At 45.1% G+C, this 15682-nt stretch carries 14 protein-coding genes and 1 pseudogene; 6 read left to right on the top strand and 9 right to left on the bottom strand.

Annotated features, from left to right (window positions below; translation table 11 throughout):
- Positions 1-34: 34 nt before the first annotated feature.
- On the bottom strand, positions 35-1336 hold the full coding sequence (locus D0A37_RS16270) for a serine hydrolase (RefSeq protein WP_242715877.1): 1302 nt from the start codon (positions 1334-1336) through the stop codon (positions 35-37).
- A gap of 214 nt (positions 1337-1550) precedes the next feature.
- Positions 1551-2006 (bottom strand): helix-turn-helix domain-containing protein, encoded by a 456-nt coding sequence (locus D0A37_RS16265; protein ID WP_242725565.1) that lies wholly within the window; start codon positions 2004-2006, stop codon positions 1551-1553.
- 1102 nt (positions 2007-3108) lie between these two features.
- On the opposite strand from D0A37_RS16265, the gene gatA reads away from it, so the two are divergent.
- Together gatA and D0A37_RS16255 are read left to right on the top strand one after the other, a co-directional pair.
- Positions 3109-4575 (top strand): Asp-tRNA(Asn)/Glu-tRNA(Gln) amidotransferase subunit GatA, encoded by a 1467-nt coding sequence (gene gatA / locus D0A37_RS16260; protein ID WP_242715875.1) that lies wholly within the window; start codon positions 3109-3111, stop codon positions 4573-4575.
- Positions 4576-4689: 114 nt separating this feature from the next.
- Positions 4690-5673 (top strand): alpha/beta hydrolase, encoded by a 984-nt coding sequence (locus D0A37_RS16255; protein WP_242715874.1) that lies wholly within the window; start codon positions 4690-4692, stop codon positions 5671-5673.
- A 102-nt stretch (positions 5674-5775) separates the two neighbouring features.
- Here the strand turns inward: D0A37_RS16255 and D0A37_RS16250 are convergent, their stop codons facing one another.
- On the bottom strand, positions 5776-6480 hold the full coding sequence (locus D0A37_RS16250) for a pentapeptide repeat-containing protein (RefSeq protein WP_242715872.1): 705 nt from the start codon (positions 6478-6480) through the stop codon (positions 5776-5778).
- 624 nt (positions 6481-7104) lie between these two features.
- Here D0A37_RS16250 and D0A37_RS16245 point away from each other — a divergent pair.
- From D0A37_RS16245 to D0A37_RS16225, 4 genes and pseudogenes are all read left to right on the top strand, one after another.
- Complete coding sequence (locus D0A37_RS16245; protein WP_242715870.1) at positions 7105-7755, top strand: ATP-binding protein; 651 nt, start codon at positions 7105-7107, stop codon at positions 7753-7755.
- 297 nt (positions 7756-8052) lie between these two features.
- Positions 8053-8391, top strand: coding sequence for a DUF3593 domain-containing protein (locus D0A37_RS16240; protein ID WP_242715868.1), 339 nt, complete (start codon positions 8053-8055; stop codon positions 8389-8391).
- A gap of 324 nt (positions 8392-8715) precedes the next feature.
- Positions 8716-10497, top strand: a pseudogene (locus tag D0A37_RS16235) (protein kinase domain-containing protein); the annotation flags it as partial.
- A gap of 110 nt (positions 10498-10607) precedes the next feature.
- Positions 10608-10802: a WD40 repeat domain-containing protein gene (locus D0A37_RS16225; RefSeq protein WP_242715866.1), complete on the top strand. Its 195-nt coding sequence runs from the start codon at positions 10608-10610 to the stop codon at positions 10800-10802.
- On the opposite strand, the gene D0A37_RS16220 is transcribed toward D0A37_RS16225, so the two are convergent.
- From D0A37_RS16220 to D0A37_RS16195, 6 genes are all read right to left on the bottom strand, one after another.
- Positions 10779-12377 carry a helix-hairpin-helix domain-containing protein gene (locus tag D0A37_RS16220; protein ID WP_242715864.1) on the bottom strand — a complete coding sequence of 533 codons (1599 nt, stop codon included), beginning with the start codon at positions 12375-12377 and terminating at the stop codon, positions 10779-10781. The two genes, D0A37_RS16225 and D0A37_RS16220, sit on opposite strands and share 24 nt — an antisense overlap.
- Before the next feature lie 307 nt (positions 12378-12684).
- The gene (locus tag D0A37_RS29475; RefSeq protein ID WP_445242408.1) at positions 12685-12903 is read right to left on the bottom strand and encodes a transposase; all 219 of its coding nucleotides are present in this window, start codon (positions 12901-12903) and stop codon (positions 12685-12687) included.
- Positions 12904-12916: 13 nt separating this feature from the next.
- Positions 12917-14362, bottom strand: coding sequence for an IS66 family transposase (gene tnpC, locus D0A37_RS16210; protein ID WP_242715862.1), 1446 nt, complete (start codon positions 14360-14362; stop codon positions 12917-12919).
- Positions 14363-14388: 26 nt separating this feature from the next.
- Positions 14389-14763, bottom strand: a complete 375-nt coding sequence (locus D0A37_RS16205) for a transposase (protein ID WP_242715859.1) — start codon at positions 14761-14763, stop codon at positions 14389-14391.
- 22 nt (positions 14764-14785) lie between these two features.
- The gene (locus D0A37_RS16200) at positions 14786-15145 is read right to left on the bottom strand and encodes a helix-turn-helix domain-containing protein (protein ID WP_242715857.1); all 360 of its coding nucleotides are present in this window, start codon (positions 15143-15145) and stop codon (positions 14786-14788) included.
- Positions 15146-15168: 23 nt separating this feature from the next.
- A complete protein-coding gene (locus D0A37_RS16195) occupies positions 15169-15681 on the bottom strand; it encodes an LAGLIDADG family homing endonuclease (protein ID WP_242715855.1) in 513 nt (170 codons plus the stop codon).
- Position 15682 lies beyond the last annotated feature (1 nt).

Here is a 15682-nt window from a genome sequence, read left to right as displayed (position 1 = left end):
CGTTGTCCCCGCTATAAATTGTATATTCCAGCGGTTAAAAGCTGGGGTTTCGGACAATGTAATCGGCAATTTTAGAAATAGACTGGCGCATTTGTAGCTCGCCGCTGCGGCTGTCAATCACAGTAATCACATAGGCCTCGTCGTCAATGCTCATAGCTAAAGTTGTGCCGAGCACCCGAGAATTTTGGCCGGTTTTTTCGCCCAACCACTGAGCTTTAGTTCCTTCCAAAGCGGCAAATCCCAGAGCGTGATCGTACTGGCGGTTGAGAGTTTCTATTAATAGTTTAGCACCGGGTGTTTCGCCGTTGTAAATTTGCACCATCATTTCGGTGAGTTCGTTAGCAGTCAGGCGGTTGCGACCAGAACCGGGGTTGGAGGGCATAATTCTTTCCCCCATTAATTTGAAGTTGACGCGGGTGACTTCGTAGCCGCTATTATCTAAATATTGATTGATGTAATCCGATCCCAAATAATCGATTAGTTGATTGGTGGCGATATTGCTGCTGCGATAGATCATTTCTTCTAACAGTAGCTGTAGCGGGTAATTGCGATTGGACCTAATCTTTGCCGATGCGTCTTCGGTGAAATTACCGCGACTGACTAATACTTCCTGGTTCAGACTAATTTTTTCTTTTTCGACTTTTTGCATCAGGGCGACAGCAATCGGCAATTTAATTAAGCTGGCCGGACTGGCAGGAGGCACATCGCCCCGCAGGTTTACGCATTCTCTAGAAAGGTTGCAAATGCCGATCGAAGCTTGAGCCGACAAACCGCTTTCCCGAGCAAGTACACCCAAAAAATCAGATTTTGCTTGCTGCACTTGAAAGGTTGCTGCTGTTAAATTTTCCCGGTATTCTTGAGTTTTTGAGGCAGTGAGGGAAGCTAAAAATGAATTTTGAGGAACTTCCTGCAAGTTGTTGAGCGCCTGGTTCCAGAAAAATTGAGTTTGCTGCGAAGATGTGATCGACTGATTTGGCTGCCGTTTAGTTTCTACGGCTCGGTTGGCTAAACGGACTGCTTGCTGTAAGTTGTCCTTAGCCCTCTGTTCTACTAATATTTGAGCTTCCACCGCTTGCAACTGCTGTAGCAGTTGTTCTGGAGGATTGGCGGCGAAGGGAACTAAGCCGGAGAGGATGGTTGGTTCTGGGGAGGGGTTGTCGGGTTGTTCTAATTCGGTGATCAGCCGATCGCGAATTTTGTAGAGTTCGTCTAGCGAACGCGGGTTAGATGATTGAGAAAATGAACTTGCGATGGTTAACATCTGAACCAGTCCGATGCCGACTACTACTGCCGCCATCTTGTTAGCGATCGACAAAAAACACCTCATATCTCGCATATTTAACATCCTCAACACCACCACATTCAATATAAGCAGCTATTGTTACATCAGTCAAAGGGTTTTAGATTTTAGATTTTAGATTGAAGAACAAATCTAAAATCTAAAATCTAAAATCTAAAATGGTTTTAATCGCCCCAATGTGGCAAAATAACCAAAATAAAGGGAGCGATCGCACCAAAGCAATCAACCCCCTTTAAATATTGGGAACTATCTACTTTTTGCGCCGCCGTCGCCAGTCGGCACCCAACCGCTTGAGGTAATCCCAACCGCGTTGGGGCCAGACATGATCGCTACCGATTTTTTCGGCAATCCAGCGAGCTACTTTGGGGCCTGTCCAGTCTCCGCCGTCGGGGGCAGGGCCTTGCAGCGCTTGTCGCAGTTCTTCTTGCTGTTCAGGATTCAGCAAGGATTTCGCAGGAGGGGGCTGGCGGTCTCCGCTGCGATTTCTCACAGAGTTAGGCCCTTCTCGGTTGTAGCGCTGGACAATTTCTTTGGCGTAGTCGTAGTTGATGCCTACGACCTGGGCTGCTTGTTTGATAGTCCAATTTCTGGAAACTAACAGCAGCAAGTGCCAGCGGCGCGACTCTGTGGTGTTTTGTGCCTGCCGGTAGCGAATTTTGAGTTCCTCTGCCGTCAGGTGGGATTCTAAGTGAGCTTTAGGTGGCATTCCTCCAACGGGGCATCGGGAACTTCTTACCATATATCTTTGGTTTTGGGGATAATTCCGGATGAAATTATTTTCCTGGGGATCGTGGCGGCAAATACCTAGCGTTTTTTGCCGCAGGTGCACGCAGATAGTCGTACTTGAGGAAGGACTGCTGTTTTTTTGCAGGTGCGCGCAACAGGAGATCTCGGCGTGGCCGTGAGCGTTTCGAGCTTTTTTGTGAACCCCAGATTTCTGACAGGCTTTTTGACCTTTGGCACAATGGGCGTGGATCGGAAAAGGTCGATCACTATTTTCTTCGACGATCGCGCAGCCGCCATTAATTCACTTAAATGACTGATAACTTTCAGTCATTTTTGACTAAAAAAGTATTCTTCACAATCTGACCCTAATTATTAGGGTATGTGCAGCAATACTCTAATATTTTCTTATCCTGATTTTCTATCCCCAGTTCATTTTTTTCTGGAGTTTCAGGAGGAAATTAATCGCGTCAAAAATCAGCTTTAGAGGATTATAAATATGCGTTCTTAAATAAAATTTCATAAAAGTGGTCATCTCTAGGAAACAAATATTTTTAGTCTTCTCTGAATATTCCCCGGCATAAAGCAGTCATGACCGGGAATTAATTTATTTTTTATGCCATCTTTTTCTACCATAAATCCTGGGTTACATCGAAGAGAAGCTGGGTTCTAATATTCTAGAATTTAGGTTTCCGAATTGGGAATGAATGATTTCCTAATGACTGTGATCTTGCCTACACATTATTGGAGGCAGAACCTAATTATGTAGGAACCGCATTGCACACCTTACCCCTTACTCATATAAATCTCGCGTCAAACCACTTTTTGCATCAGTCATGATACAGTTGCATTCTTGGTTTTTTAAAAGATTAGGTAAAAAACGCGATCGCTATTTTGTGTTCGGTGGGATTTTGGGAATTTAATCTAGTGTAGATAAAATGACCAATCGCGCGTTAGCGGAACCCTCTTTGAGGCTCGAACTTTGGCGACAAAAATAGCCGACTTTGCCTTCGGGCTGTAAGCAGGTACAATTGCCAGTTATATTAACTGTATTGTCTCAAAGTAGAAATGATAAAGGTACGAGCATGGCATCCATCCGCGAGTTGCACCGACAACTGGTCAATAAAGAACGCTCTGCTGTGGAAATTACTCAAGAAGCATTAGACCGAATTACCCAGCTAGAGCCGAAGTTGAAAAGCTTTCTGTGCGTGACAGCAGACAGCGCATTGGCGCAGGCCCATAAAGTGGATGCCCAAATCGCAGCCGGAGAGCAAATTGGCCTGTTGGCCGGCATCCCGATCGCCGTTAAAGATAATATGTGCACCGAGGGCGTGCCCACAACCTGCGCCTCTCGGATTTTGGAGAATTTTGTGCCTCCCTACGATGCCACCGTCGTCTCCAAACTCCAAGCAGCCGGTGCGGTGATTGTGGGTAAGGCGAATATGGACGAGTTTGCAATGGGGAGCTCGACGGAAACTTCTGCCTATCAAGTTACCGCGAATCCTTGGGACTTGGAGCGCGTGCCCGGAGGGTCTTCTGGCGGTTCGGCCGCAGCGGTAGCCGCTGGAGAATGCGTCGTGAGTTTGGGTTCGGATACTGGAGGCTCAATCCGCCAACCTGCTGCTTTTTGCGGGTTGGTGGGGCTGAAACCGACTTATGGGCTGGTTTCTCGCTACGGTTTGGTGGCCTATGCTTCTTCTCTGGATCAAATCGGGCCCTTTGGCCGGACTGTTGAGGATACGGCGATTTTGTTGGGGGCGATCGCCGGTTATGATCCGAGAGATTCCACGAGTCTTAATGTTCCAATTCCTGACTACGCTCAAGCTTTAAGACCCAGTTTGCGACCGAAGGGTCAGATTAGAATTGGTGTAATTAAAGAAACTTTTGGTGTGGGGTTGGACTCGGGGGTTAAAGACGCTGTTACTAAGGCGATCGAGCAATTTCAACAATTGGGCGCAGAAATTCAAGTTATTTCTTGTCCCCGCTTCCGCTACGGTTTGCCCACTTACTACATCATTGCTCCCTCGGAAGCTTCGGCAAATTTGGCGCGATATGATGGAGTCAAATACGGTTTCCGGTCTCCAGATCCCGATAATCTTTTGGATATGTATGCCAAAACCCGCTCTCAAGGGTTCGGTGCGGAAGTTAAACGCCGGATTGCGATCGGCACTTACGTATTGTCGGCTGGATATTACGATGCCTATTATCTAAAAGCTCAAAAAGTTCGGACTTTGATTAAAGAAGACTTTGAAAAAGCTTTTTCTCAAGTTGATGTTTTAGTCTGTCCCACTGCTCCTACTACCGCATTTAAGGCAGGCGAAAAATTCAATGACCCTCTGAGTATGTATTTGTCAGATTTGATGACTATTCCCGTGAATCTTGCTGGTTTGCCAGCTTTGAGTTTGCCCTGCGGATTTGATGATAAAGGACTGCCCGTGGGTATACAACTGATTGGTAATGTTTTGCAAGAATCTCGGTTGTTTCAAGTGGCTCACGCTTACGAACAGTCTACAAATTGGCACTTACACCACCCCGAGTTAATTAATTTTTGAAAATCGGCGGAATACGGCGGCGGAAGTTAGTAATCGATCTTGGCTAATTGTCTGAATTAATAATGGGCCATTAGCTGTTGACCGATCTCTAATTTCCCGCGTGCTCTATCTTCTATGAACAAGTTGCTAGTATTCCTTTTGTCTAAAGCGCTAATAGCTTTTGGGATAGTTTTGGCCGTTGCTTATTCTGCTGCTTGTGTATTCCTATTTGTAGCACAAGGTAAGTTTATCTTTTTTCCCGCACGCGCGATCGAAACTACGCCAGATGATTTTCAGTTGAAATATCAAGATGTCTGGCTGCCAATTCCAACAAAAACAGGCGCGGTGGACAGCGTGCACGGGTGGTGGATTCCTGCCTCGGAAAATCCCCCCAGCCCCCCCTTAGCAAGGGATGGAGCAAGAAATGGGGAGTCGTTTCTGGCGACGGCCCAAAGTGACAAACGGGCCATCGCTGCGGTTCCCGCCCTTAACCAGGGGTTAGGGGGGGTAGTTTTGTACCTGCACGGCAATGCTTCAAATGTGGGAGCAAATGTCGAACACGCTTATCGATTTCATCGATTAGGTTTGTCGGTATTTGTGATGGATTATCGTGGTTATGGCAAAAGCCAGGGCGATTTTCCGAGTGAATCTCAGGTTTATGAGGATGCTCAACTTGCTTGGGATTATTTGGTGAAACAGCGGGGGATTAACCCGAATCAAATTTATCTCTACGGTCATTCTTTGGGAGGGGCGATCGCGATCGATCTAGCCGTGCGTCACCCGGGGGCGGCCGGGTTAATTGTAGAAGGCTCTTTTACTTCGACGCGGGCGATGGTGGAGTTCCAAAAAGGCTTGTTTTGGATGTTTCCGATCGATTTTTTGCTGACACAGCGGTTTGATTCTCTTTCAAAAGTCGATCGCCTGCAAATGCCCGTGCTCTTTATTCACGGGACTGCTGACCATGTAGTTCCAGTCGAAATGAGCAAAAAACTGTTTGAGGCAGCACCTGAACCCAAAAAGCTTTACATAGTTCCTGATGGAGGTCACACTAATGTGGCACAGATCGGGGGCGCAGAATATCTGCAAATACTGAGCCAATTTTTAGGTTCTTCAAAGTAGATAAAAGCTATTGGCGGTAACAGGTTAAGTTTGATATCTGTACCGCCTAATCGCACTTCTAACAGTACATATTAAACAGAGTAGTGATGGCGATGATACTGCTTAGTAGAACCTTAATACATTCAGCCACCAGTCATTCAAGGCATAGCAGTAATTACAGTAATTGTTCGCGCTGATCGCTGGTTCTTTCTTAACTTCGCAGCCTCGCCGAGAGGTTTTTTGATCGGGCATCCGGGCTCCACAGAGATTCGCATCGGTGAGATTAGCTTTGTTCAATCTCGCATCCCTCAAGTCTGCCGATCTAAGGTCGGCACCAGCGAGATTTGCACCACTTAAATCGGCTTCTTGGAGGTCGGCACCGGTGAGATTTGCACCGCTTAAATCGGCATTTCTCAGGTCGGTTCTATTTAGTTTGGCGGCGCTCAAATTACTGCATTTTAAGTTAGCCAACTGAAGGGATGCGCCTCGAAGAAAACTCTCGCTGAGGTTAGCATTTTCTAAGTTAGCTCCCCTGATGTCGGCCCTGCTCATATCGGCTCTGCTGAGGTCGGCGTCGGCCAAAAAGGCGTTTCTCATGTTGGCGTGGTTTAAATTAGCTTCCATTAAATCAGCCGCAGTCAAGTCGGCATCAACTAAGTCGGCCCTGTTGAGAGTGGCGCGGCTCAAGGAAGCGCCAAACAAATCTGCACGCCTCAAGGAAGCGCCAAATAAGTCGCATCCGGGACATCCTCTGGTTTCTAGCAGCCGCTTGACTAGAGACATATTTTGAGCTTGTAAAGGAAGTGCGGCGCAAAATGGAAGTAGCATTATCGCTGCAGTCAGAATTTTCAGTTTAATTTTGGTCATAGTCTGGGTAAGTCCTGTAACTGCCTTTCATCACCGATTTGTCTGCTAGACTTACGCGCGGGGGACTAAAAACCCGGTTGTCTCGTTAATTCCTCGCTGTCAAACCCACTATTCTAAGCAGAAACTGGGTTGTTTGCGTAAGTCCTAGTCTAGTGAATGGACGCGACTCGACGGTGTAAGGTTCGATCGCACTCACGGATATTACTTACGCGGTGGGGATGAAAGCCCGCACCTCAAGGCTCCCTTCCAGCCAACAGCGAAGGGCCGGAGTCCCAGAATCCCTGGTATTCTGGAGCTTGCGACGGCTGCAGCCAGTGGCTGACCCCGACAGCGGATAAGTATTTGTAATCGATGCAGTTGGATTTAGCTGCACAGGGCGATCGTTCTCCGTACAGGCGATAGGTAAATAAGCCAATTGGCTTAGACTCTTAAGACATATTGCTGATGCGCTGCCTTCTCTAAAAAAGATAGCATTTTTGTGTGATCCCCGAAATAATACCGAGCAAGCAAGTATAAAAAAAATACCTGGCATCTTGGCGGGTGGGAAAATTGGGTACAGCTAACACTTTCAGACGAGGAAAATAGATGTCTAACAGCATAGATCAACTTGCAGAAGGCGGCAGGGGGATCAAACTCATGTGGCAGATTGCAGACGATCTCAGTTACACCCGGACTCTCGACAATCGAAACTGTTTGTCGCTGACCAAAACTTACGAAGTAGAAGCTCGCAATCGATCCCAAAATATAAAAAAAGCTAGCGTTTTAGATGGGTTAATGAATTTATTAAACACCTGGGATTGGCAGACTGAAACAGAGCAGGAAGAAGAGCTGCATGAAACTTGTATTCAACATATTAGCCTGCAAGTCAACACAGATGTCAATGCTTTAACTCAAGTTTTTTTGTGGTTTGAGCAGTTGAAAGATTTATCGCTCCCCACTGACGTTTGGTGTAAGTTTCAGTTAGCCTTGGCTGAAGCTTTCACTAATGCAGTTCGCCACGCTCACAAAAATTTGCCAGTAGAAACTCCTGTTCAACTGGAAATTAGCGTATTTAACGGACGGTTGGAACTCAAAGTTTGGGATTGCGGCCCGTGTTTTGATTTTGATGCTAAGCTGAAGGAAATTCTGGCAGCAGATAGAAATAACGGCTTGGATTTAGAAGTTTTGAACGATACTTGCTTGATGCCTAGCAGACAGAAAACTTTGGAATCGTCTCTGTTTCTAATTGCTGGGTAGCTTTGGAGAGAGGGGCAATTAACAGACTGGCACGGTTAAAAATGTGTTATCTTAAAAACGGTGTTAGGGAAAAAGTTACGGGTTTTGTCTCCGTGTGGGTGAGCGGTTTTGAATACTGCCGACCTGCTGCGGCTTAGTTTAAGAGCTATGGTCTTGGGTGACTCCATAGCAGTTCGATAGAAACGGGTGCATCTGTCTAATTAAATATTAAAAACTAAATATCAAAAGTTAAAAATTATTCACACTAATTTTTGAGCTTTTAATTTATCATAGTATCTGGTCGCTCGCCAATTACTAATGATTTCCAAAGAAAGTTTATTTGTTCTGTCTCTATTTCCCTACTTGGGATTTCTCTGGTTTTTGACTCGATCGGGAAAAACACCCCGTTTAGCTCTGATGGGATTTTACGGCACTCTCGTTTTTGTGGCTGTGACTATTCCCGCCGCAATTTACGCAAAAGTTGCCTACAACGAGTCACTAGCAAATGTCGATTGGCTGCACGGTTCTGCAGAAGTATTCTTAACAATTGCCAATATTTTATTAGTTTTAGGCTTTAGAGAAGCGGTGATTAAAGCCAAAGCATCCTCACAGAAGGGCGGCGAGGAGCAAGAGTGTCTTTTAGACGCGGGAGAATAGCCGGGATCATCTCAGTTTGGTATTTGCTCTCCGCATAAATGCTCCAAAATAGCCGTAGTTAACAGTTAACTGTTAACATACCAGTTTGTAAGCCGCCAACCTGCAAAATTTTAGGAAAGCATTAGAATATAGGGAAACTCACATCAAGCACTTCTAGTATCCTCACCTTGCTTTCTTACCACGGGCTCAACCTGAGAGCCGAGATTTTGGTTAAGAAAGCGAGTTTCTTAGGTATTATCGAGAATGGTGCTTTGGGCGTGAGTGGAAACAGACTACCATGTTGCTAAGTTTAGCTGTGGTGGAAATCTCCAGGCTGGAAAAAAGATGAGCTATTGCCTCAATCCCCATTGCCAAAAGCCCCAGAATGCGGACTCAACCAATTTTTGTCTGGCGTGTGGCTCTAAATTGCTACTGAAAGAGCGTTACCGCGCCATTCAACCTATCGGTGAAGGAACATTTGGCAGAACTTTTTTAGCTGTCGATGAAGATAGGTTGAAAACTCCCTGCGCCATTAAACAATTTTTCCCTCAAGTGCAAGAAAAAGCCGAATTAGAAAAGGCAACTGCACTGTTTAAACAAGAAGCTCACCGGCTGCACGAACTCGGAGAGCACCCGCAGATTCCCAGTTTGCTGGCTTCTTTTGAACAAGCAAAACGTCTGTATCTTGTGGAAGAGTTAATCGAGGGAAATAATTTATTTCAGGAGTTGCAGCAGCGGGGAGCTTTTAGCGAGGAACAGATTTGGGAATTGTTGATCAATTTGTTGCCTGTTTTGCAATTTGTTCACGAGCAGCAGGTGATTCATCGGGATATTAAGCCGGAAAATATTGTGCGGAGAAGTCCCCAAACCTTGTGGGCTGCGGCGGGCTATGGCACCTCAACTCCTGGTAAAGGAAAAGGAGGGGCAAATTTACCTCAATCTTCTGGTGGTATGAAAGGGATAATTGTGGCTGAATCTCCTGCTGTACACGGGAAGGCCAGGGGGGGTCAGTTTGTGCTAGTAGATTTTGGAGTTGCTAAGCACATTACCGGCCTTTCTGAGGCGCAAACTGGGACGATAACTGGAACTGCGGGCTATGCGCCAATCGAACAAATTCGCAGTGGCAAGGCCTATCCGGCGAGCGACCTTTACAGTTTGGGCGTTACCTGCATTCACCTGCTAACTGGGGCGGTATTGAAGGATTTGTTCGATGCTTTGGAATGCAAATGGATTTGGCGATCGCACTTGGCGCAAAAAGGCATAAAAGTCAGCCAAAAATTAGCAACTATTTTGAATAAATTGCTCAAAGATTCGGTACGAGAGCGATATCAATCCGCTGCTGAAGTATTGCAAGACTTGGTAAATTTTGGGCAATATCCTCGCTCTCAAATCAGTTATAATTCACCCACAAAAATAGCTATTAATTCGCCAGTAACTAACTCGCAGCAAAATACAACCACCGCCGTCTCGACCGCGCCGCCCCACAAGATTCATGTTGCGCCATCCGCTAACACTCCGACATTATTGTCTAATAACTGGCGGTGCGAGCGCATTCTCCACGGTCATTCAGACTCGGTTAATGCTGTTGTTATTAATCCTCAAGGCAATATTCTCGCTAGCGCCAGTGACGATAAAACAATTAAGCTGTGGAACCTGCAAACAGGTGAATTCATCCATACTTTTTTCGGCCATTCCGCTAGGGTTAATGCTGTGGCAATCAGCCCCGACGGGAGAATTATGGTTAGCGGCAGTTTTGACAGAAAAGTCATTGAGTGGAAGCTGGATAAAAAGGCGATGATTCGCGAATTTTACAGTGATTTTGGTTCGCCGTACAGTCATCGCTACGGCTCCGTGTACTCGGTGGCTTTTAGTTGCGACTCGGGAGCGATTGCGAGTGCTAGCGGCGACCAGAGTATTAAATTGTGGAACCAGCGCAACGGAGCATTAGTTCAAAAACTTTCGGGACATTCTGACAAGGTTTTATCGGTTAGTTTTCGCCCTCAAAGTATGATGCTTGCCAGCGGCAGTGCTGACAATACTATCAAGATGTGGCTTGTAGGTATTGGGGAGAGTGTACGGACTTTTGTCGGTCATTCAGATTGGGTTTATGCGATCGCATTTAGTCAAGAGGGCAAGATGATTGTCAGTGGAAGTGCCGACGCTACTGTTAAATTGTGGAATGTCGATACAGGGGAATTGATTAATACTTTGAGGGGCATTCTGATGCGATTATTTCGGTGGCGATTAGTCCAGATCGCGAAACTATGGCTAGTGGCAGTCGAGACGGTACGGTTAAACTCTGGAACCTGGAAACAGGAGAATGTTTGTGCAGTCTTGCTGGGTGCAATCCGGTGGCTTTTAGTCCTGACGGTCAAACTTTAGTCACCGGTGGCGAGGGTGGCGAAGTGTTAATTTGGCGGGCGTCTGTTTAGTTGGGCGAGATAATTGACATACTTGTGAAGGCGATCGGTGTTAGTGTCAAGTAAGCGACTGGCCCAAGAATGTACATTAAGTTGCGATCGCATTTCTCGAAACACCGCAGCATCACCGCGATTGTCTAGAGGAAAAACCCAAGCATCAAATCCAGCCGACTTAAGACGGCTAACAGTTCCCTCGCCATCTTGCACCCACAATTGAGGGTTAATGCGAAGGGGTTGACAGGAATATTCACCGACAACAATTCCTCCCACAGAAACGCTAGCACCTTCTCCACGATTGGAAAGTTCTTGTAAAATCGCTTTGAGAGAATTGAGTTTTTTCCCGTCTTGTACTTGCTGGGGTGTCAGCTTGACAATCACCATTTCTAAAACTTCCACAGGTTTTGTCGATCGTACAACGTTGACTGGTTCCGCCGGCCAAGAGTTATTTATTTCCGGTTCCGCCCTCTCGATTTCCTCTGTAACCTGTACTGTTTCAACCGGCTTTGCAGTGTCTACAATGATCTGAATTTCCTCGCCATCTTTCTCAATTTTTCCACTAATCTGTAAGATAGCATTCTCTACAATGTAAGGTTTCACTTGTTCGTAAGCCTTGGGGAACACAACAGCTTTTATTTGATGTGTCAAATCTTCTAATTGCAAAATTGCCATCGCATCGCCTTTTTTGGTCACTACCATTTTGATAGCGCTAAGCATGACAATAACTGATACTTTACCCTTTTTATCTGCTAACTGTTCGAGAGTCACTACATCGGGGTCTGGGTTGGCTTGCAGGAGAAACTTTAGGGGATGTTCTGACACATAAAAGCCAAGCAGTTCTTTTTCTAAACGCAATTTCTCTTGTTTTTCAAAATCTTTTACCACTTTAGATCTTGGCGCAGACTCATAGGTATTGACTGGCTTGCCAAAGCTATTGGCACCTAACAAGTCAAAAAGATTGCCTTGACCGCTTTCGCGGTCTCTTTTGCGCTCTTGCGCCCATTTAATCACCCCTTCGAGGTCGTGTACTAATTGATTGCGGTTGTTTTCAATTTTGTCAAAAGCACCGCATTGAATTAAAGCTTCTAGAGCGCGGCGGTTGACAGAATGGAGATTTACGCGATCGCACAAATCAGCCAACGATTTAAACTTACCCCCTTCCTGCCTCGCCGCTAAAATATTTTCAATCGCCGCTTCTCCCACATTTTTCACCGCAGAAATTCCAAACAAAATTTTATCTTTTGCAGCTCCAGTCATCAGTTTGGGAAGCGGTGTAAAAGTAAGTGCCGAGCTATTAACATCGGGCGGCTCAACCTCAATACCCAGCTTGAGACAATTGGCAATATATTTCTGTACTTTATCCTGATCGCCCCTGTTAGCAGTCAGCAGTGCAGCCATGTATTCTAGAGGATAATTCGCCTTTAAATATGCCGTTTGATACGTGATATACGCATAGGCCATTGAGTGGGATTTATTAAAACAGTTAGATGCCACCAAACTATTTTCTAGGATAAAGTTATGTTCTCGTTCAACGCCAATGTCATAGACTTCTTGAGTTCCTAGTGATTTTCTACTAATAATTTTAACCATGTTTGTAACTCCTTAGAATATCCTCAATTTTAGTCTTTTTTCGTGGCAACCCCAATCGGGGATACTGATACACAAAATCATAGAATGCTTGTATATTTTTTCGACTAAAGATTCTCCAATAATAAACTTTTTTTAATTGATGCTCTTGTACAGAACCCATACCTAAGTGCCTTGCTAGTCCGCAGGCAAATTCAAAGGAACCAACAATGCAGACTAAACCGCCACTTCTACCTTTGTTTGCATAAGCACAACCGTCACCGTCAAAATAGCCTAACACATAAGACCCTAAATACAGCACTTCCGGATGTTATGAGGTACAGTAGCAGCAATTAGTAAACCAGTTTTTGAGATGTTTCGGATTAATTAAGTCAAGAGCCACAGCAATTATCGTGTCAACCATTTTAGTGCTGGTTGGTGAAAACTGTCGCAATAAAGATTTAAGTTGCGACCACCATAATTCAATCGGATTAAAATCAGGAGAGTATGGGGATAAACATAAAATAGAAGCACCCACCACGGCAATCATCGATGGTAAGGATTCAGGTCTGAAAGAAGGGAATGAGGTCAGGCACAGGAAAGTAGTCACAAGAATGGGCAGAAATAGCCTGACGGAAAAAAGCCATTACTGAACGAGCTTGAAAACGACAGGTTTGAATCACACTCAGCAGATTAGCCGTTTCCTCAAATCGTTTCATCGAACGAGAGCCGCCAGAAACTTTCCGTTTAGTTACAGCTAGCCGTAGAGAACGTTCTGCTAAATTATTATCCGGAGGAACCGAGGGGTCATTGAGAAAATACCACCATTGTTCTGCCTTATCCCGTAAGGATTTTAGTAACAGACCTGCGGCATAACCCACAAGGCCGGGCCAAGTCGCCAAAGCTTGATTCAATCGTATTTTGAAATCCTGAGCCCACGAGTGGTAGGTGAGTAGATCCCTCGTCTTTCGCCAGGACTCATGGGCTCTAAAAGCTTCATCTATTAATGACAGAAATATTTGAGCGACTGCTGCATTATTATTGCCAGGAAGTCCCAGCACTTTCTTAAAATGCCGTCGTAAATGAGCCAGACACTTCTGTTGGGCTGCGACTTTCGCACCATTATAAACACTGAAATCATCTGAGCTTAAGACTCCCGCAAATTCTGTACCCAGCATGGTTTCTAATTCCACACGCCCCCTGGTATCTGCTGCATGAAATAAACAGAATCCTTCTCCACTAGCCGTCCATAGCCATTCTTTGACTCCCATGACACACCACGGCGTTTCATCTACATGAACGTTTGATTGTAGAGGTGCCCATTCCCACAGTGCATTTATCGCTGGCTTTACCGCTGCTGCTACTCGTTGATTGGTTTTTTGGAGTGTTCCCACTCCCACTTCTATCGTGCCGAGTTCCCACAACAATTCTGTCAGCTTGGCGTAGGAAAGATGTCCATAATTCCCCAGCCAGACTAAGAGTGCTTGGAGATTAACGCTCAAGTCTTGCCCTGGAATTATGCCCTGGGGTTGTTTTCCTCGAACTACTGCACCACATTCTAGGCATTTACACGATTGTGTCTGATATTCGACGACTTCAATTGGTTTTGCTACTAGACTGGCTACTTGCTGTCTGTGGATGTTAATTACTTCACTTAATTCTTTACTACCACAATTAAGACAGATGTCGGGCGAGCTAATTTCGGTTCTGTCTACTCGTCCAAACCCTTTTCGGGTTTTCCCTTGATGACCCGGTTGTCCGCCTGGTTTCTTTTTTGGGTCTGCTTCTGGTTTAACTGTTGGTTTCTCTGGTTTTTGGAGTAGCTCCGTTGATGGGGGTTTTGATGAAGTCTGACTGGTGGTTCGACTTTTGCCTGTAGCAATAGCTAGTTTTTCTTGCAATTCTTCAATGATTTTTTGCAGCCCCAACACAATTTCCACCAGTTCAGCTTGGCTCAACTGCTCTATCTCGGTTTTTTTCTGCTCTCTGGTGGCTGTGGGCTTTTTCATTCCTTTATTTTACCAGATGCCGCCACTTAAGTTTTTTTGACCTGAATCCTTACCATCGATGTAATTGAATCTACTTTATGCGCTGGTAAGTTATCCATCACTACTACGGCTCCGGGCCACAATTGTGGCACTAAACATTTCTCGATAAACACCTCAAATGCTTTGCTATCCATCGAGTTGTCCAGGGTCATTAATGCCACTACTTTCGTGAGGCTAATTGCACCAATTACTGTGACTTTCTTGCCTCGATAAAAAGGTTTGACCGCATAGGCTCTAGTTCCTCGTTGCGAACGTGCATGAGTTCTGGTTAAACCTAGCAATACTCCAGTCTCATCTAAAAATACTAGATTTTTTGGCTCGATATCCTTGACTTTTTCCCAATAGTCTAACCTTAACTTCATCACTCTTTCTGTGCCTGCTTGGCTACTCCTGACTGTTTTTTTTACGATTTAATCCCAACTTCTGTAAGGCGCTACACATGGCTGTTCTGCCTACCCAATTTCCTGTCTTTTGGGCGAACAACTCACACAATTCTACCAAAGTTGCATCGGGATGTGTGACCACTATTTCTCTTAACTCTTGTGACGCATTATTCAAATGACTGAATCTGGGTTTACCCCTCGGTTTAGGCTGTAAATTCCCCTCTATTTTTTGTTGCTTGACAAGTTTTTGAACTAAGCTTTTACTGCAGGCAAATATTTCTGCTGTTTTTCTGATCGACAGCTTCTGCTCGACATGGGCTGCTACTATTTTGGATCGCAAATCTACTGAGTATGCTTTCATTGGTATATTATTTTTAGTCGATTCTATTGTACCTCATAACATCCGGAAGTGCTGTATTTTAAGTTAGGGAAATAGGTAACTTCCGAAAAAGTTCTTCCTGTTATGATGCCGTAGCCCTGTAAAGAGCTTGCCAGCTTTTCAGAAGAAAAATTTATTCGGTAGTGAGGAGCATAATTTTGAGGCTGAACAATTCTAATCTGACCAGAGTATTGTAGCTCTATGCTGAGCATTTCTGTGAGTTCTTTGTCAATAGATTCAAAAGCTACATAATTAGTTTGAGTAACGCAGCCATCAGCAGCTATCAATCCTAATAAATAAGCTTTAGCTTGAGAGTCAATTTCATCAAAATAGCTCTCATTTAAAGTATAGCGGTTTCGCCGCTTAGTATTAATGCCCGCTTCTTTTAAAACCCTTGAAACTGCTCTCTCGCTCACACCAAGGTAGTTAGGAATGTCTCGACACTCCATGCCCTGATTAAAAGCAGAAATGATTTGTTCCTTGTGTTCCGATTTTAGCTGCCTATAGTCGAGATACATT

Source organism: Microcoleus vaginatus HSN003 (assembly GCF_022701255.1).
GTDB lineage: Bacteria > Cyanobacteriota > Cyanobacteriia > Cyanobacteriales > Microcoleaceae > Microcoleus > Microcoleus vaginatus_B.
The sequence above is the reverse complement of the archived record's forward strand: the minus strand, read 5'-3'. Positions and strand labels throughout refer to the sequence as shown.